Annotated in this window: 25 protein-coding genes, 1 tRNA gene and 2 pseudogenes; 9 read left to right on the forward strand and 19 right to left on the reverse strand. The window is 67.3% G+C overall.

The features are described 5' to 3' along the window. Positions 1-9: 9 nt before the first annotated feature. Positions 10-768 (forward strand): Pr6Pr family membrane protein, encoded by a 759-nt coding sequence (locus tag ABD269_RS28520; protein ID WP_344122485.1) that lies wholly within the window; start codon positions 10-12, stop codon positions 766-768. Positions 769-815: 47 nt separating this feature from the next. Then, a tRNA-Pro gene (locus ABD269_RS28525) sits at positions 816-889 on the forward strand. Positions 890-1021: 132 nt separating this feature from the next. Here the strand turns inward: ABD269_RS28525 and ABD269_RS28530 are convergent. The 8 genes from ABD269_RS28530 to ABD269_RS28565 form a co-directional block, all read right to left on the reverse strand. Next, positions 1022-2581, reverse strand: a complete 1560-nt coding sequence (locus ABD269_RS28530) for a LacI family DNA-binding transcriptional regulator (protein ID WP_344122487.1) — start codon at positions 2579-2581, stop codon at positions 1022-1024. A gap of 693 nt (positions 2582-3274) precedes the next feature. Further along, positions 3275-3637, reverse strand: coding sequence for a hypothetical protein (locus tag ABD269_RS28535; RefSeq protein WP_344122489.1), 363 nt, complete (start codon positions 3635-3637; stop codon positions 3275-3277). Beyond that, positions 3634-4278 carry a hypothetical protein gene (locus ABD269_RS28540; RefSeq protein ID WP_344122491.1) on the reverse strand — a complete coding sequence of 215 codons (645 nt, stop codon included), beginning with the start codon at positions 4276-4278 and terminating at the stop codon, positions 3634-3636. Before ABD269_RS28540 ends, ABD269_RS28535 begins: the two co-directional genes overlap by 4 nt. Before the next feature lie 85 nt (positions 4279-4363). Then, positions 4364-4606 carry a hypothetical protein gene (locus tag ABD269_RS28545; protein ID WP_344122494.1) on the reverse strand — a complete coding sequence of 81 codons (243 nt, stop codon included), beginning with the start codon at positions 4604-4606 and terminating at the stop codon, positions 4364-4366. A 41-nt stretch (positions 4607-4647) separates the two neighbouring features. Further along, on the reverse strand, positions 4648-4842 hold the full coding sequence (locus ABD269_RS28550; protein ID WP_301893686.1) for a hypothetical protein: 195 nt from the start codon (positions 4840-4842) through the stop codon (positions 4648-4650). Between the two features lie 21 nt (positions 4843-4863). Continuing rightward, the gene (locus ABD269_RS28555; protein ID WP_344122497.1) at positions 4864-5046 is read right to left on the reverse strand and encodes a hypothetical protein; all 183 of its coding nucleotides are present in this window, start codon (positions 5044-5046) and stop codon (positions 4864-4866) included. A gap of 209 nt (positions 5047-5255) precedes the next feature. Continuing rightward, entirely contained in the window at positions 5256-7409 is a 2154-nt protein-coding gene (locus ABD269_RS28560) for a P-loop NTPase family protein (protein ID WP_344122499.1), read from the reverse strand. 187 nt (positions 7410-7596) lie between these two features. Beyond that, positions 7597-7971, reverse strand: a complete 375-nt coding sequence (locus ABD269_RS28565) for a hypothetical protein (protein WP_344122501.1) — start codon at positions 7969-7971, stop codon at positions 7597-7599. A 359-nt stretch (positions 7972-8330) separates the two neighbouring features. On the opposite strand from ABD269_RS28565, the gene ABD269_RS28570 reads away from it, so the two are divergent. After that, positions 8331-9119 carry a GntR family transcriptional regulator gene (locus tag ABD269_RS28570; protein ID WP_344122503.1) on the forward strand — a complete coding sequence of 263 codons (789 nt, stop codon included), beginning with the start codon at positions 8331-8333 and terminating at the stop codon, positions 9117-9119. A gap of 5 nt (positions 9120-9124) precedes the next feature. Further along, positions 9125-9886, forward strand: a complete 762-nt coding sequence (locus ABD269_RS28575) for a glycosyltransferase family 2 protein (RefSeq protein WP_425573001.1) — start codon at positions 9125-9127, stop codon at positions 9884-9886. Here the strand turns inward: ABD269_RS28575 and ABD269_RS28580 are convergent. Further along, positions 9876-10632 (reverse strand): annotated as a pseudogene (locus tag ABD269_RS28580) (GntR family transcriptional regulator). The gene ABD269_RS28575 and the pseudogene ABD269_RS28580 overlap by 11 nt on opposite strands. Positions 10633-10748: 116 nt before the next feature. Here ABD269_RS28580 and ABD269_RS28585 point away from each other — a divergent pair. Next, positions 10749-11030 carry a hypothetical protein gene (locus ABD269_RS28585; protein WP_344122508.1) on the forward strand — a complete coding sequence of 94 codons (282 nt, stop codon included), beginning with the start codon at positions 10749-10751 and terminating at the stop codon, positions 11028-11030. 345 nt (positions 11031-11375) lie between these two features. Further along, positions 11376-12503 carry a GntR family transcriptional regulator gene (locus ABD269_RS28590; protein ID WP_344122510.1) on the forward strand — a complete coding sequence of 376 codons (1128 nt, stop codon included), beginning with the start codon at positions 11376-11378 and terminating at the stop codon, positions 12501-12503. A 246-nt stretch (positions 12504-12749) separates the two neighbouring features. On the opposite strand, the gene ABD269_RS28595 is transcribed toward ABD269_RS28590, so the two are convergent. The 4 genes from ABD269_RS28595 to ABD269_RS28610 all read right to left on the reverse strand — a co-directional run bounded on the left by ABD269_RS28595 (position 12750) and on the right by ABD269_RS28610 (position 17120). Then, positions 12750-13673, reverse strand: a complete 924-nt coding sequence (locus tag ABD269_RS28595) for an FkbM family methyltransferase (RefSeq protein WP_344122512.1) — start codon at positions 13671-13673, stop codon at positions 12750-12752. Between the two features lie 199 nt (positions 13674-13872). After that, a complete protein-coding gene (locus ABD269_RS28600) occupies positions 13873-14340 on the reverse strand; it encodes a hypothetical protein (RefSeq protein WP_344122514.1) in 468 nt (155 codons plus the stop codon). A 185-nt stretch (positions 14341-14525) separates the two neighbouring features. Beyond that, complete coding sequence (locus ABD269_RS28605) at positions 14526-15764, reverse strand: amidohydrolase family protein (RefSeq protein WP_344122516.1); 1239 nt, start codon at positions 15762-15764, stop codon at positions 14526-14528. A gap of 306 nt (positions 15765-16070) precedes the next feature. Beyond that, positions 16071-17120, reverse strand: a complete 1050-nt coding sequence (locus tag ABD269_RS28610; protein WP_344122518.1) for a hypothetical protein — start codon at positions 17118-17120, stop codon at positions 16071-16073. 379 nt (positions 17121-17499) lie between these two features. On the opposite strand from ABD269_RS28610, the gene ABD269_RS28615 reads away from it, so the two are divergent. Then, entirely contained in the window at positions 17500-18318 is an 819-nt protein-coding gene (locus ABD269_RS28615) for a GIY-YIG nuclease family protein (RefSeq protein WP_344122520.1), read from the forward strand. Between the two features lie 533 nt (positions 18319-18851). Here the strand turns inward: ABD269_RS28615 and ABD269_RS35450 are convergent. From ABD269_RS35450 to ABD269_RS28630, 3 genes and pseudogenes are all read right to left on the reverse strand, one after another. Further along, a pseudogene (locus ABD269_RS35450) lies at positions 18852-19226 on the reverse strand (LacI family transcriptional regulator); the annotation flags it as partial. A gap of 121 nt (positions 19227-19347) precedes the next feature. Continuing rightward, a complete protein-coding gene (locus tag ABD269_RS28625; RefSeq protein ID WP_344122522.1) occupies positions 19348-19995 on the reverse strand; it encodes a response regulator transcription factor in 648 nt (215 codons plus the stop codon). Continuing rightward, the gene (locus ABD269_RS28630; RefSeq protein ID WP_344122524.1) at positions 19980-21239 is read right to left on the reverse strand and encodes a sensor histidine kinase; all 1260 of its coding nucleotides are present in this window, start codon (positions 21237-21239) and stop codon (positions 19980-19982) included. Before ABD269_RS28630 ends, ABD269_RS28625 begins: the two co-directional genes overlap by 16 nt. Positions 21240-21390: 151 nt before the next feature. Between ABD269_RS28630 and ABD269_RS28635 the strand changes: the two genes are divergently transcribed. Further along, positions 21391-21828 (forward strand): hypothetical protein, encoded by a 438-nt coding sequence (locus ABD269_RS28635; protein ID WP_301893709.1) that lies wholly within the window; start codon positions 21391-21393, stop codon positions 21826-21828. Between the two features lie 162 nt (positions 21829-21990). Here the strand turns inward: ABD269_RS28635 and ABD269_RS28640 are convergent, their stop codons facing one another. Beyond that, positions 21991-22314: a Tn3 family transposase gene (locus tag ABD269_RS28640; protein ID WP_344122528.1), complete on the reverse strand. Its 324-nt coding sequence runs from the start codon at positions 22312-22314 to the stop codon at positions 21991-21993. 312 nt (positions 22315-22626) lie between these two features. Between ABD269_RS28640 and ABD269_RS28645 the strand changes: the two genes are divergently transcribed. Beyond that, positions 22627-22797, forward strand: a complete 171-nt coding sequence (locus ABD269_RS28645; protein ID WP_344122530.1) for a hypothetical protein — start codon at positions 22627-22629, stop codon at positions 22795-22797. A gap of 131 nt (positions 22798-22928) precedes the next feature. On the opposite strand, the gene ABD269_RS28650 is transcribed toward ABD269_RS28645, so the two are convergent. Next, positions 22929-23228 (reverse strand): hypothetical protein, encoded by a 300-nt coding sequence (locus tag ABD269_RS28650; protein ID WP_344122532.1) that lies wholly within the window; start codon positions 23226-23228, stop codon positions 22929-22931. Between the two features lie 639 nt (positions 23229-23867). Beyond that, entirely contained in the window at positions 23868-24542 is a 675-nt protein-coding gene (locus ABD269_RS28655) for a hypothetical protein (protein WP_344122534.1), read from the reverse strand. Positions 24543-24593: the final 51 nt, after the last annotated feature.

The following is a 24593-nucleotide window of genomic DNA, read 5'->3' on the forward strand; positions in this document are numbered from 1 at the left end:
GGTGGAGGGATGATCGACCCGACCTCCTCCACCACTCGGCTCGGCCCGCCCGGCGCGGCGGGCGTCCCCGCCTCCGCCGTCGTGCCCACAGGCCGCCGCCCCGTCGCGGCGGCCTTCCGCGCGCTCGTGGCCCTCGCCGCGCTCACCGGCATCGTCCTGGACGCGATCGACTCCGACGACCTGGGCCGGCTCTTCAGCTACTTCACGGTCCAGTCCAACATCGCCGTGGCCGTCACCTTCGCCTGGGCCGCCCACCGCGCCTGGACCGCGCGCCCCGCCCTCTCCCCACGGATCACGGGCGCCGCACTGCTGTACATCAGCATCACGGGTCTCGTATTCCACTTCGTTCTGTCGAACGACTCCAGCGGCTTCTCCATGACCAGCGAGCGCACGCCCCTCGAATCGGTCGCCAACCAGCTCCTGCACACCGTGACCCCCCTCGCGGCCGCGTTCGACTGGCTCGTGCTCACCGCACCCGGCGGCTTCCTCCTGCGCCACGCCTGGCAGTGGCTCGCCTACCCCCTCCTCTACTTCCCCTTCGCCCTGCTCCGCGGCGCCCTCCTCGCCCCCGGCACGGAGGGCCGCTACCCCTACCCCTTCCTGGACGTCGACCTCCACGGCTACGCCGGCATCCTCGGCAACGCCGTCGTCTTCGGCCTGGCCTTCTACGTACTGGCCCTCGCCCTCACCCTCCTCGACCGAATACGCCCCCACCTGCGCTCCCCCCGCAATCGGATTTCGTCTCTGGGCTCCGGTCCGCTAAAGTAGAGCTCGTTGCGCCGGGGACCTGCGAAAACGGGTTCTGGAGCAGCGATCGGGGTGTAGCGCAGCTTGGCAGCGCGCTTCGTTCGGGACGAAGAGGTCGTGGGTTCAAATCCCGCCACCCCGACAGCTGAAACAGCACTTCAGGCCCGGTTTCCTTTCATGGGAAACCGGGCCTGAAGTGTTTTCCGGGTGCCTGGAGGGCGCGCGGGGAGTGAGCGGGGAGTGGATCAAGAAAGCCGACTCCCCCGAGAGACCGCTACCGGCGCGCCCTCAGCAGCTCACCGAGAACCCTCACGGGTGATCTGGGACACATCGCGAATCGTGCGTCCAACGCCTCCTCCCACAGGACAGTCAGCGCATCCAGCAGTCGTTGTCGCATCCCCGGCGTGATGTGCGAGTACCGGGCCTGCACCGAGCCGTCCTCATGACCCAACCGCTCGTCCATGAGCTTCGGCGGCGTCCCCAGCTCCTCCATGACCGTCTTGTGGGAGTGCCGCAGCCCGTGCGGAGTGAGCCCTCGCGCAATCGGCACCCAGCACGCCTCCGACCTTCCGGAAGCGCCTCGCCCTCGCGCGGGCACTCCCGGCCAGGGTTCAGCCAGCAGGGGCACCGGGTGCTCCACCTGGGGTGCCTTCTTCGGATACCAGCCCGTAGCGGCCGGCTGGAACAGCCAGGTCGCGAATCCGGACCGGCGCCAATGAGCAGCGGTCTCCCCAGGCAGTCCGCCCCGGATGTAGCCGAGCTCCCCCATAGCCGTTTCGACCTTGATCCGCGTCTCCTCTCTCACGGACTCCGGCCGGTTCAGCACATTCGAGACCGTCCCCACCGAGACCCCGGCACGACGAGCAACGTCGACCAGCTTCGCGCCAGTGCGGCGAGCAGAGCCATTGGCCTCGCCATGGCTGCTGAAGACGTACGTGAACCCATGACACCTGCACGGCTTCGGCTCGGTCCTCGCGATGTGGTCCGAGACCAGAGCGGACAGCCATTCAGGCGTGTCGATGCTCCGGTACGAGTCGTCCTTGGGCGGGCAACGATGCAGCTCGCCGGAGTCCAGCTCGTACAGCTGCCATTCCACTCTCACCGTTTTGGGACGGCAGAACTGGGACTCCAAACCGACGATTTCGCCCCACCGCATGCCGGTGTAACCCTTGAGGATCACCGCGACGAACTCGTCGTCGCGGCCGGACAGCAATGCCGTCCGCTCAGCGATGAGCAGCATCCCCAGCGCATCGGTCACCACCTTCTCCGGGCCACGATTCCGCGAGCGCCCAGCACGCTTGCCCCGACCGCGCCGCTGGGCCGCGGGGTTGGCGTCCCGGTGCCCTTCCTCCACCGCGTCAGCGAGGATGAGGTGCAGCGTGGACCGCCAGGTCTTCACGCTGGAGGCCTCATAAAGCGCCCTTTCCTTCTTGGCCCACGCGTCGACGTGCGTGCGCTCGATGTCCGCGAGAGTCGCGCTCTCGAACTCAGGGAGGAGGTGCTCCTCGATGTGGCGTTTGTAGTTCTGCATGGTGGACGCGGCGAGATCCTGCTCCGCGTACCACTGGCTCGCGTACTCACCGAAGGTGATCGCGCCCTCAACGGCGGGTTCGCTGTCGACAAGGGCCACAACCTCAACAGCCTTTTCGGCGAGGGATTTTGCCTTCCCGCTCTCCCTCCACCCAGCCTCGTGATCATTGGCTGACTTCGCGGCCGCGCGCTTGTTGCCGAACCTCACCGTCTTCCCGTCGGCGTCCACGACGGTGCGAAGCTGACCGGGGCCGACCCAATAGCGACCGCGGTAATAGCCTTTGCGCTTCTCTCCGAAACCCACTGCATCCTCCTTCCTCGTGGGTCACGCAGCGGCGAGCGGAGGCTCCGGACGGTTTGCTCGCCGAGGGCGTTTGGCGCGAAGGCGGACACTCGCGGGGGCGCCGCGGCTCAGGCGACGGGAGGGCGGCTGCACCGACCCCTCGGGCTTCGGCTCTTGGCTCTGGAGAGGACGCTCCTCGAAGACTCGGACGATCTCGGTGAAGTGCTCCGTGGTGAAGCGGTAGGCCCCACCGAGGCGGGTGAAGGGAATCCGCCGCCGCCGCGCCTGCTCCTTCACCCACCACTCCGAACAACCCAGCGCCTCGGCGATTTCGGCCGGACGATAGAGGCGGGGCAAGGGGGCGTCGGTGGCGCTGTGACGACGAGCGTGACTGTTGATGCGTGTCCCCCCGTTCTCGCCCGGGGCGCAGCCCCCGGCCTTCCTGGCGAGCTGAACGTCGTTAGGCATTCGCTTCAGAACGAGGACAGGGGCCTCGAAGACCTCCGCGGGACAGGGCTTCGCTCCGGACGAACGCCGGCCGTCCCGAACGAGGGGTAAGACGCGCCCGCCGCGCACGGCCGCTTCAACAGCGACCCGGGGCAGCGGGCAGGGGGCGTCGTGGTGCATCCTGATGGCACCTCCTGCTTCCTGCATGGGATGGGGAGGCCGGGGCAGCGGGCTACTTTGACGGGTTGGCCGCTGCCCCGGGTGAGATCAGTGCTGCGCGTGGAGCCACTCGTAGTACTGGTGGCGGACGTATTCACGGCAGTCCTCGCCGGTGACCAGCTCGGCCCCTTTGAGGCTCAGGCCGGAGTTCTCGGCGTCGTACTTGACCAGTCGGCGCGCCACTTGGATGGCGGTCCCCACGGTCTCGGCGGCCAACTCCGGTACGTACATGGCTGTTCCCTTGACCGCGATGCGGTCGAACAGTGCGGCCTTGCGGAGCCAGAACTCACGGCTCAGCCCGGTGCGGGCGCAGCGGTTGGTCTGCCTGGCGACCCAGCAGAGTTCCGCGATGATGCCCGGCGCGCCCGCGTACGCGACGAAGGGGTTGTTGGTGTTGGGCTCGATCGTCACTGGCTCTCTCCAGACGTGAGCAGGAAGTGGAGGGCGGCCTCGGTCTGCTCGCCGTACGCGCACCAGCTGTCCGCCAGACCGGCGGCGAGGGCTCGGGCTTCGGTCAGTGCGGCGGACTCGTAGTCGGCCAGTTCCTCGCACTGGGCGAATGCATCGGCCACGTCGGCAGCGTGTTGCCGGCTGTCGACCTCCCATCGGAGGGCGTCGAGGCGGTCGATTCCAACCCAGTGGCCCAGGGCTTCTCGGAAGTCGGGCAGGAGGCTGAACGGGGTCGAGTACTGGCCAGCCTCGTCACGGCACAGCTCGACGAACTGCGGCTGCTCGCCCTTGATCACGGACAGCAGGGCGGTGGCGGTTCCGTACGCGTACGCGCGCGCCATGTTCTCGTACAGGGCGGCGGTGCCGGACTGGTGGGCGCGGCACAGGTCGTGGAGCTGCGCCAGCGCGACGTCGTGGGGGCGGATCATGTACTTTCCCGGGACGCTCAGCAGGCCGTGCACCGGCTGCAAGCGTCCGGGCTCGACGGCCCATAAGGCCGCGCGGGCTGCCTGGTTGGCGAATCGGGTCTCGCGGGCGGCAGCTCCGAGAGCGGCCACGCTCTCGGTCAGGCTGTCGAACCACGCGATGGTGGTGTGGGTCATGGGGTCCTCCGCGGCTGGAGTACGGGCAGGTTGTCCGGCCCTCGGCGCGCTCCCGGCTCGGGAGTCGGGAGCGCACAGGGAACCGTCAACCAACCGTCGATGCCGCGGCGTCGGCCTCGGCTGCCGTGGTGAAGAGCAGCGCGCGGAGGTCGCTGCCGACGAGGGCGGTGAGCCGGTGCTCGATCGCCTGCCACGAGTGGGGGTCGATGGCCATCAGCGCGGCGACGGCCGCCGGCCCCTTGCCCTCCTTGATGGCCGTAAGGGCGTCCCGGAGCTCCCCCGAGGCCATCAGTGAAATGCGTCGGGTGGACGTGCACTGGTCAGTCATGGGAATTCCCCTCGGGTGCGAAGTGGGCGTGAAGTGCGGGGTCACTTGCCGAACTTGGGGACGGCGTTGCCGATAGCGGAAATGACCTGATCGATGGGCGCGGAGGCGCCGGTCCGGCTGAGGTAGTAACCGAAGAGCACGGCGACCACGGCCGAGCCGATGCCGACGGACTTCGAGCGGATCAGCATGGCCAGGAGCAGCCCGAACAGCAGGAGAGCGGAGATCGAGAACGACATGGGAGAGGCTCCTCGGGAGGGTCAGCGGGTGCCTTCGCGGTGGAGGCGGACGGTCGCGTTGTAGAGGCGACGGCCGATACGGACGCGCTTGCCGTAGCCGTCGCAGCGGCGGCAGTCCCGGCCGCGCTTGAGCCGCCCGTTGCGGGTCTGGCGCATCCGGAAGCCCCAGCCCTTGCACTTGCGGCAGTTCCCGAGGGGGCTCACGGCGCAGAGGCACGCGTAACAGAGAGCGATGAATATGAGGCCGGGCATAGCGTGGAGCAGGGAGGCCATCGAAACCCCTCTCAGGGCGGATTCGGGGGTTGCTCGCGGAGAGCCGCTAGGCGTTAGAGCGCAGGTCAAAAGCCATGAAGGCCGCTAGCGGAGGTGCTAGGTCTAGCGGGGGTGCCCGCTAGACCTAGCGGCGCGATCGGCTATGCGGCCTCGGCCGTTCCGTCACGTTCCGCGATCGCCTTGACGATGTCGGCGCGCTTGATGCCGCGCCGGTTCGCGCCTTTGCCGTCCTCGGTGGTTCCCCACAACTGGACGGTGCGGACCCCGTACGGCTTCAGCGCCGACGTCAGCTGCTCGGCGGCCCACCCGCCGTAGACGTCCGGCCGGAGCTCGGCCAGCCGGGCGGCCACCGTCTCGTTCCACGCCTTGGATTCCTTGGCCGACACGACCGCGGCGATGTCCCGCAGCAGGTCGAACGACGGCGTATCCGCCGCGGGCTCCTCGCCGAGAGCGTGTCCGGAGAGGAGTCCGGCTTCCTTGCGGAGCTTGTACGCGCGGAGAGAGATCACGTCGGCCGTGGGCGCGTCGACGTAGGCGGCGGCGACGATGCGGGCGTCGGCTCCTTCACCCACGAAGTAGTGGATGCCCTTGTCGCCCCACGCGAACATGGTCGCGCGCACGCCCCGCTTGTACGCCGAGGTGCCGAGGACCATGTCGTTCTCCAACTGCCCCATGACCTTCAGGCACCAGCGGCTTGAGGCGTTGGCGGAGATCCCGGTGGGCAGCGACTTCGCGTCCGGGCGCTGCGTGGCGAGGAGAAGCGTGATGCCCAGGGCGGGTCCGCGCTTGACGAGGTCGGTGCAGATCTCCTCGAACTCCTTGCCGTGCTCGGGGTGCTCGAACCAGACCTGGCACTCGTCCGCACCCGCCACGATCGGATGCAGCCCCAAGCTCTTCTTGCTGGCGAGGTCGCTGGTCACCTTGGACTCCGGGCAGATGTCCCGCGGCAAGTCCCGGATCACCTTGGCGCGACGCCGAAGCTCATCTCGCAGCGCTCGTAGGTCACGCAGCGCGTAAAGGATGTCCTCGTCGTCGTCACCCGCCCGGTAGCTGTGCGCCACGCGCTCCAGCGGGCCCAGGTCGCCGGTGCCCTTCAGGTCGTACACGTGCAGCTCCGCGCGCGGATCCAGTGATGCGATCAGCAGGAGCTGGCGGAGGAGGAACGTCTTCCCCATGCGCGGGATGGCGCCGATGATGCCCGAGACGTACATCAAGGTGACGTCGACCCAGCGGCCGCGCTGATCCGTCCCGTACGGGGCGGCCTTGAACAGGTCGACCGTGCCGCCCTTGAGCAGCGGCCACGTGGGCTTCTTGGCCTTGGACATGTCCTCGTCCCCGACCCACAGCACCAGACGTCCGGTGTGTTCGTCCGGCACCGCCTCGGGCCACACGCAGCCGAGGGGGCGGCGCAGGCCGGAGGCGAGACGGTCACGCTTGTCGATCACATCCGTGACGGTCACGCCGTACGGGAGATCGCCCTCCGCCCGCCAGCCGGCCCCGTCACGGGTGATGGGAGCGGTGAAGGAGAAGCCGCTCCCGCCCTTGCTCTGCGCCTGGTTGATGGCGGCGATGCCGAGAGCGCCGAGGGCGCGCAGGACGATGTCGCTGGTGAGCTTGTGCGCCCTGGGGATCTCCACGGCCCTGCGGATGACCGGGGCGTCGGCCGGCTGACCCAGCCAGCCCATGGCCATCGTCGCGACGGAGCCGCAGAGCGCGAGCAGCCATGCCGGGGCGAGGACGTACATCGACAACGCGGTGGCGGTCCCGACGATCGAGACACCGACCATGACGACCGTCCGCCAGCGCACCCGGCGGTCCCGCTGTCGGGAGAGCTTCAGGTAATCGCCGATGTCCTCGTTGGTCGCGGCGGACTGCCGGAGCGGCTCGCCTTCGGCGTCCGCCACCCACTGCAACGCGCCGCCGACGAACCGCGCCGCGCCCTGGGGTGCTTGCAACGCAAGGCGGGAGGCGTACCAGGGCGTTCGGACCGCGTGGTACGCGGCAACGTGCCATGCGTACGCGGCGAGCCCCTTGCCCGCTGCCTTGAACTCCTGCTGCGACTTCGCCCACGCCGGAACGACGGGGCGCCGTTTCGCGCCGCGTACCCGATCCAGCAGCCCGGGGCTCGGCGGTCCACCGCGGCGATCGACGTTGATGACTGCTTCCGCGGTGCCGGACTCGGCGGAGGAAGAACTCGCCTCCTCTGCCCGGAGGTTGTGCTCCAACCGGGCCTTGTCAAGGTCGACCACCTCGTGGTGATCGGGATCGGACTCACTGTTGACTTCGTGCTTCACTGACACTTCCTTCCTGAACCGGAGGGAAGTCGGGCCCGGCCCTACCCGCCAAAGCAGTGGCCGGGCCCGACGTGTGGAACGTGGCGAGCGCGGCCTGACGTGGTCAGGGCTTGGTGAAGCGGAAGGCGCTGAGGACGGCCGGCTGGTCGCCGCCGCTGATCAGCGTGGGTTGTCGGGCGATGCGCGGTCAGACACGGAAGCGCCGCGGTCCGGTGAGAAGGACCCACCACTGATGGGCGCCCATCACCGCGGCGTAGCCGCCGAGGCCGGACAGGACGGTCAAGAGCCAATCGGCGCCGAGCTCCTGAGCGGACCGGCAGCCGATGTAGGCGGCGAGCAGGGCGATACCGACGGCGATCAAGGCCACGACGCCTTGGACCGTGGTCGTCGGCTGGACGCGTCGGGCAACGACAACCAGCTTGCTCGGCCTGGCCAGGTGAGGCATTCCGCCGGGCCCCTCGACCATGACCAGCTCGGCACTGCCGTGGTTGACGATCCCGGCCACGACGCCGAGGTCCGCGTCATCGCGGCCGCGGACGACATCGCCGATTGCCAGCTTCATTGATCCCCCTTCGGGAGTGGAGGCAGGAAACCCGGGCCGCGGGCGCTCAGGCCCGCCCCGGGGTAGCGCCGGGAGACCGCTCGTTCGAGACGAGTGGCCATGACCTCCGGCGCCGCCCCAGGGGCCGCGCCGGGATCAAAAGCACTCGTTCGTCCAGGCACTCTGTTCAGTTCTCAAGGGACTCACGCTGCCTTCGATCCCGTCTCACCGGGCTCTCCGGGCGCCTCAACTCCTAAAGAGGTGAACTCATCAAGTCCTCTTTAGGAGTTGCCAACTATGACGTGGGTCTCGTCAACTCGTCAAGTCCTCTTTAGGAGTCGTATGCTGAGCGCGGTCAGGCAACAGATCGGTGAGCACCCATGGCGAACGCGTACGAAAAGATCGCGGACGACCTCCGCCAGTCCATCCGTGCAGGTCAACTCGCGCCTGGTGAGCGGTTGCCATCGGAGACGGCGCTCGCCGAGAAGTACGGGCGAAGCGTTCCGACCATCCGTGACGCGCTCCGGCTCCTCCGGTCCGAAGGCCTGATCGAGAAGCAGCACGGCCGCGGCAACTTCGTCCGCAAGACCCGTACTGCGGTGCTGCGCACGAACCTCCGGCATCAGTGGGAGAAGAACCGCGCCCGCGAACCGGAGGAGCGGCGAGCCGCCACCGGCGCGACGGAGCACGACACCGGCCTTCAGGTGAACGACCTCGTCTTCCACGCCTCCTACCGCGAGACCAAGGCGAGCAAGGAGATCGCGGAGGCTTTCGGCGTGCCGGAGGACTCGGCTCTCATCGAGCGCACGTACCGAACGCGGTACGCCGCCGAGCGAGCCCCCTTCGCCCTGGTGACCTCCTACCTCGTCCGCGACATGGTGACGGACAACCCGGATCTCCTGGACGCGGCCAACGAGCCCTGGCCCGGGGGCACTCAGAACCAGCTGTTCACCGTCGGCATCGAGCTCGGCCGCATCGAGGAGCGCGTCACCGCCCGCCCGCCGACACCGGAAGAGGCGGAGGAGCTGGACCTGGAGCCCGGCACCGCGGTGATCCTGCTCCGGAAGACCTCGTACGACACCGACGGCCGCGTCGTGGAGCTGTCGGACATCACGCTGCCCGGCGACCGCACGGAAATGACGTTCACAACTCCCCTGGAAAGGTGGTGAGTGCCGTGCGCCGGCGCATCATCATTGTCACCGCTGTGCACGCACCTTCCGCTCACCACCTGGCGGACGCATACAAGTCCCTCTGCGAGCAGGAGCTCCCGGAAGGCTGGGACTGGCACTGGGTCGTCCAGGAGGACGGGAAGACCGACGCGGTCGCGCCCCACGTCCCGAAGGACGACGTACGGGTGACCTTCCGGCAGGGCCGCCCCGGCGGCCCCGGCGTCGCCCGGACCTTGGCTCTCGCGCACGCCGATGGTGAGTACGTCAAGATCCTGGACGCCGACGACCAGCTCCCTCCTGGTGCGCTGGCCCGCGACCTGGCCGTCCTCGAACGTGACCCCAGCCTCGGCTGGACCACGTCCCGCGTCCTGGACCTGATGCCCGACGGCAAGCTCGTCGGCTTCGACCAGGACCCGGAGGACGGTCCGATCGAGCGCGGGGCGGTGCTCACGCACTGGCGGGCGAACAACTACCGCGCCCAGGTCCACCCGGCGACGCTGTGCGTCCGCCGTGACCTGCTGCTCGCCCTGGGCGGGTGGATGGCACTTCCGGCCTCGGAGGACACCGGGCTTCTGCTCGCGCTGGACGCCGTCAGCCGCGGCTACTTCACGCGCGAGGTGGGGCTCCTCTACCGCAAGTGGGAGGGCCAGGCGACCGGGCAGGCAGCCCACACGGACACCGCGGAGCGCGACACCCGTATGGCCGTCGTGGAAGCGCGGGCGCGGGCGCTGGCCTATGCGCGCTGGCAGTTCCCCACTACGGACTGACCGGCACCTCGTAGACGATCTCGCCGAGACCGGCGGGCACAACGATGTCCGCCGTCTCGACGGGGCGCCCGTCGTCGCTGTAGTACGTCCGCTGAATGCGCGTGACGAGCGAACCGCGCTGAATGCCGAGGAGGTGCGCCTCCTCGGCATTCGCATGTCCGGGCTCCGGCCGCTCCACGGCGCGGGTGACCGTGATGCCGATATCGGCCATGCGGCGCACCACCCCCTTGCCGGCCAGAGGACCGGCCTCGGGCAGCATGACCAGAGAGCCTGCGGTGATGTCGTACGGCTCCCAACTCGTCGAGATCTGCACCGGCTTGTCGTCAGCCAGGAACTCGTACGTAGTGCGCACGCAGTAGTCCCCCTCGGCGATACCGAGGCGCGCGGCAATGCCCGGCGGCGCGGGCACCATGCCGTCCGTACGGCTCTCCCAGGTTCCCCGCATGCCCGCCTCTGCCACGTCAGCGGCAAAGGGTGACCCATCGGCCCGCTCTCGACGCGGTGAGCGCGTGATGCGCACACGCTCGCGCCGCTGCGCGACGTAAGTCCCTGAGCCCGCACGGCCCTCCAGCACGCCCTGGGCGATAAGCGCCTCCTGCGCACGGCGAACGACTCCGTCGGTCACACCGCACTCCTGTGCCAACTGCGCACGGGAGGGCAGGCGATCGCCCGGCATCCACATCCTGGTTCTCGATGCGCTCTCGGAGCACGTCAGCGAACTGGAGATGAGGTGGCTGCTCACGCATATGGAAAATCTAGGCCCCTAGCTCTAGGCTGGGCGCCTAGAATACATCTGGGCGCCCAGCTTTGAATCTAGGTCACCCATGCGCGCTCAGTGATCGCACGGCGACGGAGGAACGCGTTGTGCACGCCCGAAGCCCGAGTCAACGCCATCACCGCACGTCTCTCCGCCGTCGGCCTCACCCCACGGGTGACCGATCACGACACCTACACGCACATCGAGACGGAGGTGCCGGACCAGGTCCCCGCCGAGTCGTGGCGTGAGTTCTTAGCCGCTCTCGTGGCCGCCGACTGGTGGGGGATCGCGATCGGCAGCAGAAGCGGCCGCACGGCTTGGGCCGCGGTCAACAAGGAAACCCCCGCGACAGCGAGCACTGTCCGGGGGCACGGCCATCAGCCTTAGAGGAGCTGATCAGCGTGTTCGACTTTATCCGCCGCGCCGCCTCCTGGACCAGGAGGCAATTTGTTCCCCCGGCCGGACGCCACCGCCAGCCCACGTCGGCGACGCGACACGAGGAGCCGGCCACACCGGCCGCACATCGGCCGCCGCTACCTCCCTACTGGGCAGAGGCAGTTCGCGCCGAGGAGGCCACCCTCGTCCGCCCGTACGTGCTGACCGTCGAAGAACACATTCGGCTCTGGACTCAACCGAACCGCCGGGCACTGCTGATCTGCCCGTCCTTCGGCGGGGCGGTGGCGCTCTGATGCCCGCGGATCGACGGTCCGCCCATCGATTCCCCAAGGGGCGGTGATCGATGTGGGGTCCCACTACCAGCAGATCGCGGACGACCTGCGACATCTCATCGAATCGGGCGAGTACGCGGCAGGCTCCCAGTTGCCGTCGGAGAAGGAGCTCGCCGCTCGGTACAAGGTCAGCCACCCCACGCTGAGGAGCGCGCTTGAGGTGCTCCAAGCCGATGGCCTGCTTGAAAAGTTCCACGGCCGAGGCAACTTCGTCCGCCGTCCGCGGGAGCGGATCACATACGTCGGTGAGGGGCACGCTGCCGATCAACGCGCTTCGTTGGACGACGCGCTGAAGGTCGACGTGGACGCCTGCCAGATGGGGGCACACCCTGCGCTGTCCGAGCTCCTCGACGTACCGGTGGGCACGCGGCTGACTGAGTACACCTACCTCAGCCACCTCTACCAGTCTCCACAGACATTGGCGCGCGTGTACGTCCCTTGGCACGTGACGGAGTTCGAGGCCCCCAAGACAAGCCGGTCTCCATGGGGCGAGGACATCCGGGAACTGCTCGCCGACGCCGGGGTGGATGTGACGTCGACAGTCGAACGCGTCACCGCCCGGCTTCCCCGCACGGAGGAAGCGAACCTCCTCCACATCACGACCAAGACCCCCGTGATCGCGATAGAACGCACGTCGTTCGACGCGGACGGTCACGTCGTGGAACTCGCACTCCTGGTGCTCCGCGGGGACCGCACCGAAGCTGTCTTCACGCACCGGAATGCGGCGCCGCCGGAGATGGAGGACTGCGTCGACTCCGGCTTCCGGCTTCTCCCGTGGGACTCCCCCGAGGGGAAGCCGTGCCTCCTCAGCGCGGACTGTGCCAGCAGCGGTGCCCTGTCCCAGATCGCCGACAACGTGGAGACGGAGCAGACGAACGCCGGTGCCGAGGTCCTGTCGGGCGCCAAATCCTTACTCGCCGAACCGGAGGCCGGGGAGTACCTGCTCCGATTCGCCCTTGCACGGACCGTCGAAGCGCTGGGCGAAGTCCTGCGGGTTGCGCAAAGCCGAGGCGCTCGGTTGTCCGTGCCGGCCTACGACGAGCCGGAGGACGAGGACGACGACAGCGAAGAACCCGAGGAGAGGGTCGACAGCAGCGAGGACCGGGGGACGTTGAAAGGGGTCACCGGGTGACCCGGGCCAAGGTTGCGAAGAAGCGGGTTGAGCACTACTGCGGCTGCTGCGCTGGCAATGCCACGATCTGGTGCCCGGACTGCTGCGGCTTCGAAGGCTGCTCGACATGCAACCGGACTTACCGCGTCAAATGCCCGGCGTGCTCTGGGGGCAAGCTGCAGCCCATTCGGTGGTGACGCTTCGGTTTGAGTGACCGCCGCAAGACTCGTACGGCCCGGCTCTGATCAGAGCCGGGCCGTACTGCGTTCAGGGAAGAGTCTCGGCGTCGACCCGGGAGAACACAAGATCGCTCTCGCCGACGACGGGCCCTCGCCAGCGAACCGGAACCGAGGAGCGGCCGCGCAGCGCTGCCGGGTAGCTCTCGGGGGCGTAGTCGTTGGCGAGCCGGTAGACGTGAAACCCGTGGTCACGCATGGTGCTCAGCAGCTCTTCCGCGGAATCACCCAGCTTCGCCATGCGATCTGGCGTCACCTCAACCGTGATCTCCACGTCGGATCGGAGCCTCCCGAGCAGAGGGGCCATGCCGCGAACGACACTGCCTTCGGCCCCTTCCACGTCTATCTTGATCACCCTTGCGGCGGTGATCTCCGTGGCCGTGAGAACCTCCGCTAGCGGCCGGGCCTCCACCTCAAAGGTCGAAGCGACCGGGCCGTCGTACGGGACGATGCTGTTCGCCCCCATGTTGTAATCGCTGGCGAGCACGAACTCCAGCAGCTCCCGCTTGCCCGACACGGCGGTGTTGATCGCGCGGACGTTGTGACACCCATTGAGCCGAACATTCCGTAGAAGGCTCTGATGGAAGACCGGGGACGCCTCGATCGCCACCACGTGGCCTTCGCTGCCGACGAGGCGGGACGCGAGCACGCTGAAGTACCCGATGTTCGCGCCGACGTCCACGAAGGTGTCCCCGAGCCGCAGCCGGCGTCGGAGCCAGCCCGTCATGTGCGGCTCCCACACCCCGAACAGGTACAGGTACCGCTGGATCAGATCCTGCGTATCTACAACGAAGCGGTCGCCAGCTCGGGAACGGACAACGCCCTGACGAGGGTGGTCGCGTAACCGGGAATTCAGGTAATCCGCGACCAGCGAAGCCTTTCCGAGCGATCCGGGACCGTGGCGCACGTACCAGTGGCCGAGAGAGGCCAGGACCTCCGCAACGTGGTTGCCCATCCGATCGCCTCTCCCCGCCAGTCCTGTTCGAACCGTACGCCGAGGCCGCTGACGTGCCCAGGGCCTGTCCGATGGGTCACGGATCTGGGCGGGCGTCATCGAGGCGGTGCGGCGATGGAGTGCCGGTGTTCTTCAAAGCTCCATCGCCTGCGCCGCGCTTCCTGCCTTGTGCGCTAGCACAGGTGCACTGAACGGCGGGTCAGCTGGCTGCTGTCTCTGCCGTGAGGCGGGCCCGCTTCTCGGCACGCGGTTCGGCCTTCCAGCTGGGCAGGAGCATCGATAGCATCGGGTCGCTTTCGATCTTCTGCTGGGTGAGCCGCATGCCTTCGTCGATGACCACGTCCCACTTCTCTGTGGCAAGCTCGACGCGGCAGGGCAAGTCCTTGATGATCTTCTCGTCCACGGTTAGGTAATTCGACGCCCGCCTCCCGGCCCCACGGGCCGTAGGCACGTAGACGTCGGCGCCAGCCTGGTCAGGAAGCAAGGAGATGAGGACCGCGTCCCCGTCCTCGGCGATCCTTCGGGCCGCCTTGTGGGCTGCCGAGATCTCCCCCTTGTAGGGATCCCGCCCCAGCACCTCGATCAGGGTGCTGCGAATGCTGACTGTCTCCCGAACGGCCAGCGCATTCTGCAGGGCCTGGTGGAAGGTCTCCGTCATTGATGTCATGACCGCGATTGTCGCGACTGGCCGGCCCGGGACCGTGCGCTTGAGGGCGGGCCCGGTGTGTGTTCCCCCGTACGGCAGATATGTACAAGCACCCCGACATCGGTCCCGCCAACCGGTCGAAGGTGGGCCTTGAGCTCGTCACCGACCTATCGGACAGGCCCTGCGGCGTCACCGCGGCCGGGCCGTCAGCCCACGGTCACAGAGGCCTGGTGCTCATCGAAGGGCAGACCGAGCATCCGGATCGCGTTCCCGCGGAGGATCTTGTACGCCACCTCCTCGGAGAGCCCGACGACATGCTCGGCCGCCACCTCCTTCGTGTGCGGCCAGGTCGAGTCGACGTGCGGATAGTCGGTCTCGAACGTGGCGTTATCGACCCCGACGGTGTCGATCGAAGCGACGCCGTGCTTGTCGCGGAAGAAGCAGCAGAAGATCTGCCGGTAGTAGTACGTCGACGGCGGTTCCGGGATCAGATCTCTGACCCCGCTCCACGCGCGGTGCTCTCGCCAGACGTTGTCGGCGCGTTCCAGGATGTACGGAATCCATCCCATCTGGCCTTCGCTGTAGGCAAGTTTGAGGCGCGGAAACTTCACCAGGACGCCGGAAAAGAGGAAGTCGGTCATAGACGCCATCGCGTTGTTGAAGCTCAGCGCCGCCTGCACGGCGGGAGGAGCGTCCGGTGATGCAGCCGGCATCTGCGACGACGACCCAATGTGCATGTTCACCACCGTGCCGGTCTCCTCACACGCCGCGAAGAACGGACCCCAGAAGCCGGAATGGATCGACGGCAGACCGAGGTGCGTCGGGATCTCGCTGAAGGTCACCGCGCGCACGCCACGGGCGGCGTTCCGGTGGATCTCGGCGACCGCCAGGTCCACGTCCCACAGCGGTATCAGGCACAGCGGTATCAGCCGGCCTCCGCTGTCACCGCACCACTCCTCGACCATCCAGTCGTTGTAGGCCCGGACGCACGCAAGCGCGAGCTCCTTGTCCTGCGCCTCGGCGAAGGTCTGTCCACAGAATCGCGGGAAGGTGGGGAAGCAGAGCGACGCCTCGACGTGGTTGAGGTCCATGTCCTCCAGCCGGGCCTTCGGGTCCCAGCAGCCGCGCCGCATCTGCTCACGGGTGATGCCGTCGAGGGTCATCTCGTCACGCGAGAAGCCGACGGCCGCGATCACGCGCTTGTAGGGGAAGATCTGCCCCTCGTACTCCCACCAATCGGTCAGCTGCCCGTCGGGATCCGTCGTGAAGCGGTACTTGCCTCCAACGTACTGGAGATCGCCAATGCCGGCGGCGAAGGGGCGCGGGCCCTGCTCGCGATGCCTGCTCGGGAGCCACGTCTCGAAGAGGTGCGCGGGCTCGATCACGTGATCGTCCACGCTGATGACCTTGGGTAGATCGCTGATCCGTCCAACGGTGCCAACCACGGCAATTCCCCCCTGCCCCTGCTGGGCTCACCTTCATCCATATATGACGATGCGTCAGAACGTGATGAAGTGCAAGCAGAACGACACCGGGCGGGATCCGGTCGCGAATGCATTGGCGCAGGCTCGCTGGAGTGACGGTGACGTCGCGTCAGCTTCGCAAGCAGAGGGCCGAATACGGCTTCGGAGCGGCAGACTTCCGCTCACAAAGACCTACGCGGTGCGAGAATCCGTGATCTCGATTGCCTTCGTCGGCTTCCACTCCAGATACTCGGCGATCTCCCGCAGATGGTCAGTTCGGCTCTGCTCCTAAAGATCAGGGGAGGGGGACCCAGCGGGCGCTGCATCATGTAGAGTCCGGCGCGCCGTCGAGCGAAAACCAGCAATGGCCACCTCCAGCTCATCACGTCGGCCCTCCATATAGCGGGGCAAGTCCCAACCCCGCCCCGTCCGCGCCACATACCGCCGGATCTCAGACATCTGCCGCGACGTCATCGCCCCCGACTCGACCACCGCGCCAAAAGCTGGCCATACCCTCTCCAGGACATCGTCGAACCTCTGCAAGGCCCGCTCATCCGGAACAGGGTCGCGGCTCCGCTCCATCATTCGGGCACGCCTCTCCGCGCGTTCCGGCTCAGGATCAGTAAACGTGCGCACCAGAACGTCGCACCAAAGCGGAGAGATACCTTCCCTCACGCTCCCGATCTCGCGCAGAGCATCATCCACATCCCCGACGACGCCCACCTGAGCCTCCGTGAGCTGCTGGCCCCCCGGCAGCTCGAAATTCTCGCAAACAAACAAGGCATACAGCAGATCCCGCCGTTCATACACAGAGTAAAGCTGGTGCTCGACGAGGCGGCACACATCAGCCAGATGCCGCTCGACCTCCTCCGGCCCCTCCAACTCCACCAAAACCCGCTCACGCCTCAACTCCGCAACCTCGTCCCTCAGCGACTCCCGAACCGCGCTCCCGTCCATCAGCCTGTCGAGGCCATCCCTGCACGCATGGGCAGCAGCAAGAAAACGGGCATACACCGCACGCCGTGCCTCACGCGCCTGTTGATCCAACGTGACCGCACGCTGCTCCCGCGCCGTATGAACCGCCGCACGAAACCCAGCCTCTGCCTGAGCCCGCGCCCCCTCCTCAGCTGCAACGGCCTGAGCAACAGCACCCCGCACCTGAATCCGAGCCGTCACGACAGCACCAACCAACCCCAAAACCACACCCAGCAAAGCCGCAACAGCAGTCACTAGTTCAGGCGTCATATCCACAACGACGCGCACCCCCATGCCCCCGTTCCAGACCCGCACCGTGCGCTGCTCGTCACGCTCGTGCCGTTCCTCCCAGGAAACGCGCACCGTGCGGCGCAGCTGACCACCGCCGTCGAACGCTACGCCCCCGCGCCCTTCGGGACTGGCCCCGGGCAAACAGGGGCCCCGGCCCGGCTTACCGTGCAATCCGACAGCGCTACCGGCAGCACCCCTGATCGGCATATCGCTGCTCAGCCAGCGGCTCGTGGGGACATGAGCAACCTTGCCCGCGAGTCCAGCTGTCCCTGTAGGCGCATACCTAGCGCCGACAGCCCTGCGAGAAATGGCAGCACTGCCCCCGCCGCGACAGCTCCCGCCCAAATCCACTCCACCAAGCTTTTCGAATTCAACACACGGACGCCACCTGGCAAGGTACCTTAATGGAAGCCATATGCGATGACCCGAAATTCCATTAGGGGGAAGTTCCATGACCCAGGCAAGGCGCGGCGTAATCTACATTCTCACGAATCCACTCATTCCCGGAATTGTGAAGATTGGCCGCACCGCCAGAAGCGTAACGGAGAGGGTGCGCGAGATATCCCGTCCCACTGGGGTGCCCGCAGATTACGAAGTGATCTACGACCAGGTTGTGGGCGACGCCCATGCAGCGGAAAAGGAGATACACACCCTGCTCCGACCTCACCGCATAAACCCGCAGAAGGAATTTTTCCAGACCTCGGTTCGCGAAGCCATTCACGTCGTCCAAGACATAGCCGCACGCTACCCAATAGATGAAGCTCAAGAGTCAGTTGAATTTGACGCCCTGCCCGCACTGGAGGATCGCATGCGGCGATGGCTACGCCGCGACCTCGTATCAGTCAAGTTCGTGCAGTTCTCAGACCTGTGCTTGATTAAATGGGTGATCCAGCCAGACTTTCGGGAGCTTGCCGCGTACGAGAATATTTTCGACCTCGGAGTTTTCGGTGATGGCGACTGTGATCACGAAGAACTCTTCTGCCCGAGCCACAATCCGCCGAAAGAAAACTTCAAACAGTTCCTCGAACTTGATTCGTATTCAATGATCTTTACAGGTCTAAATATCCTGACGGAGGAGGCGTCCGACTACGTCGCCCACCTCTGGGAAGAGCGCAAAATTCATTCCCCTGTTCGCCTTAAATGGAACGTCGTTGACACGGCCTACGACATGATGGGACCAGAAGTAGAGTGGCGTAACATCCTTGCAAAGTACGGCGTAGGTGGCCGGTCCTCTAATGTTGAGCCGAGCATCGTTCCCGGCGTGGACTAACTGAGCCGTCGTAGGACAACAGCGAAGTACAGCAACACGTCGGAATGTGTTATCCAAGTTATGAAGATGACGGCCGGCGGGTCTGTCGCACGGCGCCAGCCTGCCCGGATCGGCATCCCCGGTGGACGTCGCCGGATCGGCCCAGCGATGCATTTGGAACCCTGGCTGCATCCGCAGCCGTTCCGCGGCTGACATCCACTGCCCCCTCGCTGCGAGGGGGCAGTACCGACGGCGAGTGTCTAACTGCGTGACAACGCCGACGTACAGCGGCGGACAAGCGCGGACGTCAGCGGACCATCGCAGCAGGTGAGAGGGATAGCGGCCCAAAGTCGGACACCCATCCGAGTTGCTTCGGGACGAAGAGGTCGTGGGTTCAAATCCCGCCACCCCGACAGCTGAAACAGCACTTCAGCCCTGGTCTTCTCGGAAGAGAAGACCAGGGCTGAAGTGTTTTTGCACGCCCGGACGGCGCTTCTGGAGTGATCCTGGAGTGGATCAAGAAAGTCGCTCCAGCGGGGAGGCTCCCACCGGAGCGCCCTCAGCAGTTCATCGAGAACTCGCACGGGTGATCTGGGACACATCGCACGCCGCGCTTCCAGCGATGCCTGCCACGTCGTGGTCAGCCCGTCCATGAGCCGTCTGCGCATCTTCGGCGTGATGTGCGAGTAGCGGGATTGCATCGATCCGTCCTCATGACCCAACCGCTCGTCCATGAGCTTCGGCGGTGTCCCCAGCTCCTCCATGATCGCCTTGTTCGAGTGGCGGGACCCATGCGCGGTAAACCCGCGCGCGATCGGCGTCCAGCACGCCTCCGCCCGATCGGAGGCGCCTCTCCCCCGCGCGGGCACCCCGGGCCAGGGTGCAGCGAGCACAGGCACGGGGTGCGCCTCCTGCGGCGCCTTCTTGGGGTCTCAGCAGTTCTCGCCGAAAAACAACGCTAAGGACTGAGCCGCAGGTCAGCGCGTGGGTTCCTTCGAGGCCGCAGCCGACCACCTATGAAACACCGACTTGCGGTGGGGCCGAGGCGCGTCAGGGGTTGTTCAGGTAGGTGAGAACGGCAAGGACGCGGCGGTTGTTGTTGTCGTCATCGGTGATGCCGAGTTTGCCGAACAGGGAGGTGGTGTACTTGCTGATGGCGCTTTCGCTGAGGAAAAGCCGTTGGCCGATGGCCTGGTTGGACAGTCCTTCGGCCATGAGGCCGAGCACGGAGTGTTCGCGTTCGGTGAGCCGTTCGAGCCGTCGATGCGAGGATCCGCTGGACAGTAGTTTGGCGATGACGGCCGGGTCCATGGCGGTCCCGCCGGCGGCGACGCGTTCCAGGGCGTCGATGAACTGATCGGCGTCGAAGACGCTCTCTTTGAGGAAGTAGCCGATGCCACCGGCGCCGTCGGTCAGGAGTTCGCGGGCGTACAACTGCTCGACGTACTGGGAAAGGATGAGGACCGGCAGTCCGGGCAGTTCGCTGCGAGCGGCAAGAGCCGCCCGCAGGCCCTCGTCCGACTGGGTCGGTGGCATGCGGACGTCGACGACGGCAACATCCGGCCGCCACGTCAACAGCGCGTGCAGCGTCTCGGGTCCGGTGGCTGCGGTCGCCACCACCTGGTGTCCATATGCCTCGATGAGGCGAACCATCCCGTCACGCAGGAGGTAGAGGTCTTCGGCTACAAGGATTCGCACGGCACCATCATCCTCACCCGGGTCGGGCCGCCTTCCGGGCTGGTGATCTCCAGGGCGCCGTCGAAGACCGCGAGGCGGCGGCGCAGCCCCGCGAGTCCGCCGTCGGCTCGCAGGACGGCTCCGCCGCGGCCGTTGTCCTCGACATCGATGACGATGCCGGTGTCGTCCTGGGTGATGGAGATCCGGGCCTGGGTCGCATGGGCGTGCTTGACCGCGTTGGTCAGCAGTTCGGCGATGGCGAAGTACAGGGCGGACTCGATCGGCGGGTCCAGGCTGAGTTGAAGGTCGGCGCTGACAGCCGCTTCGAGCGGGCTGTCCAGGGCAAGAGCGCGAACGGCATCGATGAGCCCGCGGTCGCTCAGCACGGGCGGGTTGATTCCCTGGACCAGTTCGCGGAGCTCGGTCAGTGACGCGGTGGCACCGGCCCGCGCTTCCCGCATCAGCGTCCTGGCCTGGTCAGGGTCGGTTTCCATCAGCTTCTCCGCAGTCGCCAAAGAGAGCCCGAGCCCGACCAGGCGGGCCTGCGCCCCGTCGTGCAGGTCCCGCTCGATCCGGCGGATCTCGGCGGCCTGGGCGACCGTCGCATCCGCGCGCTGGGCGGTCAGCTCGTCCACCCGGTCCGCCAGCGCCATCGCGGGTGTCGGGCGCAGGAAGCGGACGGCCACTGGCTCGACACACCGCCAGGCGTACGGGGCGCTGGCGACGGCCACGATCAGGCCGAGCGCCCCGACGACGCGCGCGGCGGGTCCCGGCTGGCCGAGCCCGAGGACCGCTACGGCCACCCCGGCCGGTGGGAGGGACGCGACCACACCCGCGGTGAGCGGCGCGATCGCCGTGAACCGCAGGTCGCGCCAGTTGGCGGGGTCGCTCCACCGGACCCGCCACTTCTGATCCAAGAGGGCATCGCGGCGGGTGCGCTCGTAGCTGAAGCCGTTCCACCAATACCCGGTGGACATCCGCGTCACCGGCCCGGCCTGCCGGTATCCGGCGGGGATGACGGTGGCCGTCCACCTCGCGACGAGGAAGCGGACCATCCGGCAGACCGGGCGGGACAGGGCGAGCGTGCACCCGCACACCAGCACGACCGGCGCAACCCACGACCACGGGTTTCCCGCTCCCCACCAGATCCCCAGCGCCACGGCGGCGGCCCACATGGCCGGGACCAGCATGCTGATGACCGCCACGACGCACGCCCGTACGAACCCCACGCCGGCGCGCGCCAGCCACGAACCCAGCTGTCTCATGATTCTTCCTTCGCATTCCATTCGGTGCTCCCACTGTGCACCGCGCGGAGCCCGCTACCGTCCTGGTCAGCCGGGGAGTGGGGCTAGCCCCACCCGCCCGTGGGTCCAGGCGGATACCGCGTCGGCCTGGCGCTTTTTAGCGTCGGTGAGCATGGAAACCAACAAGCACACGACTGAAGCGGCACTCCTCAACAGCCCCCGCACCCAAGAAGCCTTCGACACGGCGAAGAACAGCGTCAAGGTCTACGGCGCACTCAGCGCCGTCGCCCTCCTGGCGGTCATCGTGGTGTCGAGCAGCGGTCACATGGTGAACACGTTCATGTGGGTCCGGGCAGCCCTGCTGCCTGTAGTCGCCGTGCTGATCTACCGGATGACCGTCTCTGCTTCCCGGGGATCTCGGAGGACCTTCGAGCGCGTGAGCGCCCTCGCCGTCATCATGCCGATCGCGATCATCGGCGTCGACCTGATCCCGGGTGTCTGCCCGCCGTGGTACGCCGTGATGCAGGCCGTCTGCATGCTGCCCATCATCCGAGTCGCGTTCATCACCCGCGGCTCCGCACTGCGCGCCGCCTTCTGCAAGTCACGCTGACCCCTCAGCTCCCGCGTGCTTCCTGACTCTGCACCAACGGCAAGGGAGGCGACAGTGAACCAGGCGGACTACACCAGCCACCGCGCTGGTCCACTCCCCGTCGTCGACATCGTCTGATACATCCGGGGCGCGCAGCGGACAACAGGCCCCCGTGTCCGGCTGCTACAGCCCGGCTCCGGGCTCGTCCATGCCAGCGGTCCGCAGCGGCCGGTGTCCCTGGTCGTCGAGCTGGGCGAGTTCGCGTTCGTAGTCGACGGTGATCGAGCCGTAGTAGTTGACCACCGAACTGCGCGCCGGGGAGATGTGCGCCAACACCTCGGCGTCCACCCCGCGCCCGGCGGCACGCAGTTCGCCGACGGCCAGGCCCATGTACTCCGTGTGCCAGCAGACCACTGCGTTCGTCACGACGGTCAGGCACCACGCCTGTTCGTTTTGCTGCTCGGGCTGGCGGCGGGTGACCTTGCCTTCGCGAGCGGCCGCGAACACCCGAGTGCGTGGCGGGACCGCATGGCAGATTCAAGCGCATGGGTCCACAGAGTCGCAGCTCAGAAGCTGTCAATGCGTGCGGCGGGCACTAGACGCTGAGAGGCACCGGCATCGGTCCGCACATTCGCGAGAACTCGAAAGGGCCTGTCCGGCGCGTCAGGTGACGGGGCGAGGGCGCAGATCACTGCCCTGCGGGAGGCTCCCCCAGCAGCCTCCGTGCGCCCCCGGGCGGCGGCGTGCTTCCCGGCGGGTGGGGCAAGCCTCCCTCACGATCCAAAGCACCGGACACCAGCCCTGTCGAGGAGTGCCTCTGTGAAAACCCTCCGCCGTGCCGCCACCGCCGCAGTGCCCGGCCTGGGAGTCATCGCCCTGGCAGTTCCGGCCCAGGCTCTGGCTGCCGACCATACGGCGGGCAGCGGCGCTACGGACTTCATCTACGCGGCTGTCATCTCCACCGTCCAATTCCTGGCGGCAGCCACGTAGTTCTGGGCTCGTAGGCTTCCGTCAGGCGCTGCGAACGGCAACCCGCCGGACAAAGACGCCTGAGGGCTGGGCTTCAGTCGACGGATACCGTTCGGCCCATGCTGACGACGTGGCTGGCTGCGGTCGCGCAGTCAGTGGTCGTCCCAGTGCCCATCGTGCTGGGCATGGCGGTGTCCGTCATGGATGTAGTCCACATGATCCGCGTGCGGTACCGCGACGTGGCCGCAGCCGGGACGGTGCTGATGGTCGTGGCTCTGGTGGATGGTGTGAGCCGAGGGCTCGCACGCATCGGTGTGGTTCTCGTGCGTGCGGTGCAGGTGCCCGTCGTGCACGTAGTCGGTGTGGTCGCCGTGCGGTATCGCGACGTGACCGCATCCAGCTCCGTGCGCATGAGTGTGCAGGACATGAGAAGCGTGCGTGGCTGCCGTCATGGCAATGCCTTCTCTCTCCCCGTTCTGTCGGGTCTGTCCGGAGGCCGAGTCTGCCGCGCAAGGGCTGCGAACGGGTAAGAATCCAGGAGATTGCCGGAAGTAGGCCGGAACCGAGCCATGCACCGAACACAGGCTGAAATCTGCCCACTTGGGGAAGTCGACTCCGCTTCGGTCATGGTCGCCGGCTGCGCGTCCGGCTCGCCGCGGCACAGACGTCGCTGGCCGAATCCGATGCTTGCCCGTGCCCACAGAGGCGCCTAGCCTCCCCCACGAGGCCAGGCAGCCACGCTGCCGGCCCGGCTCTCCCGGACCCCGAAGCCACAGTGCCCACACAAGGACGACCGGAGACTGCGCCCCGCTGCGCGCGCTCCCCGGTCCCGCCCTTCCCGGCCTGTCTGTCAGGGGCTTCCGATCGCTCCGTGTCCCTCTCGGCCAGGAAGGGCGGATCCACGCTGTCACCGAGAGAGAAAGGAGCCCAACGCTCCAGCGTCCGGCCGCCGCCGGTGTCTGCGCTCCTCCTGGCGGCGACCGGCTGTACCAGCCCGTAGCAGCCGACTGAAGCGCCCAGGTCGCACACCCCGACCGCCAGGGGGTGGGCCCCCGTCCCCCAGGAAGAGCGCCGCGCGCATAGCTACCGCTTCAGCTCACGAACTCCTCGTGGCCGTAGCGCACCTCGGCCTTGTTCCAGTCGACGCCGAGGGCCTTTGTGAACTTCTGGGCCAGCGCGAGGTCGGCGAGCGGGGCGACCAGGATGAGTCGCTTGTCGAGGGTGACCGAGCCGCCGCCGAGCTCGTCGCGGGCCTCGGGGTTCGCGAGCAGTGCGTCGTGGAGCCTGGTCGCGGAGACGCCGGAGGCGTGGATCTCGACCGCGTCGGTTTCCGGTGAGGTACGCGGCAGGCAGCGGAAGGTCAGCACCGACTCCTGGTGGTACTGCTTGGCGATGACGCCGGCGATGTGGTGCAACCCTTCCCGGCCGACCTTGTTGACGTCGAACTCGCGCGAGCGCTCGTAGGTTGCCTGCTTGAGGTCGCCCGACCAGAAGACGCCGTCGAGCAGCTTCGAGGCGCCGGGCCTCGCGCCGTTGGTGTGGATGATCTGGCGCACCTCGCGGTCGAAGCGCGTCAGGCGGGTTTTGAGCCGGTGGTCGGCCGGATCCGTGATGATCGCGGTGTTGTTGGTAGCGAAGATCTCCCCCGCTGGGCAACCACGTCCCGCCGCGCTCGCCTGGGCGCTTCCCGCGCCCGCAACCCCCAGCGTCAGGGCGGAGACCATGACCAGGATCCGCAGCTGCCGCCGCACGATGACGTTCTTCATGCTGTGAGCAACGAGCTTTGGCGGAGTTCGTTGCGTCTCCTGCAGGGCCAG

Source organism: Streptomyces blastmyceticus, from assembly GCF_039521185.1.
GTDB lineage: Bacteria > Actinomycetota > Actinomycetes > Streptomycetales > Streptomycetaceae > Streptomyces > Streptomyces blastmyceticus.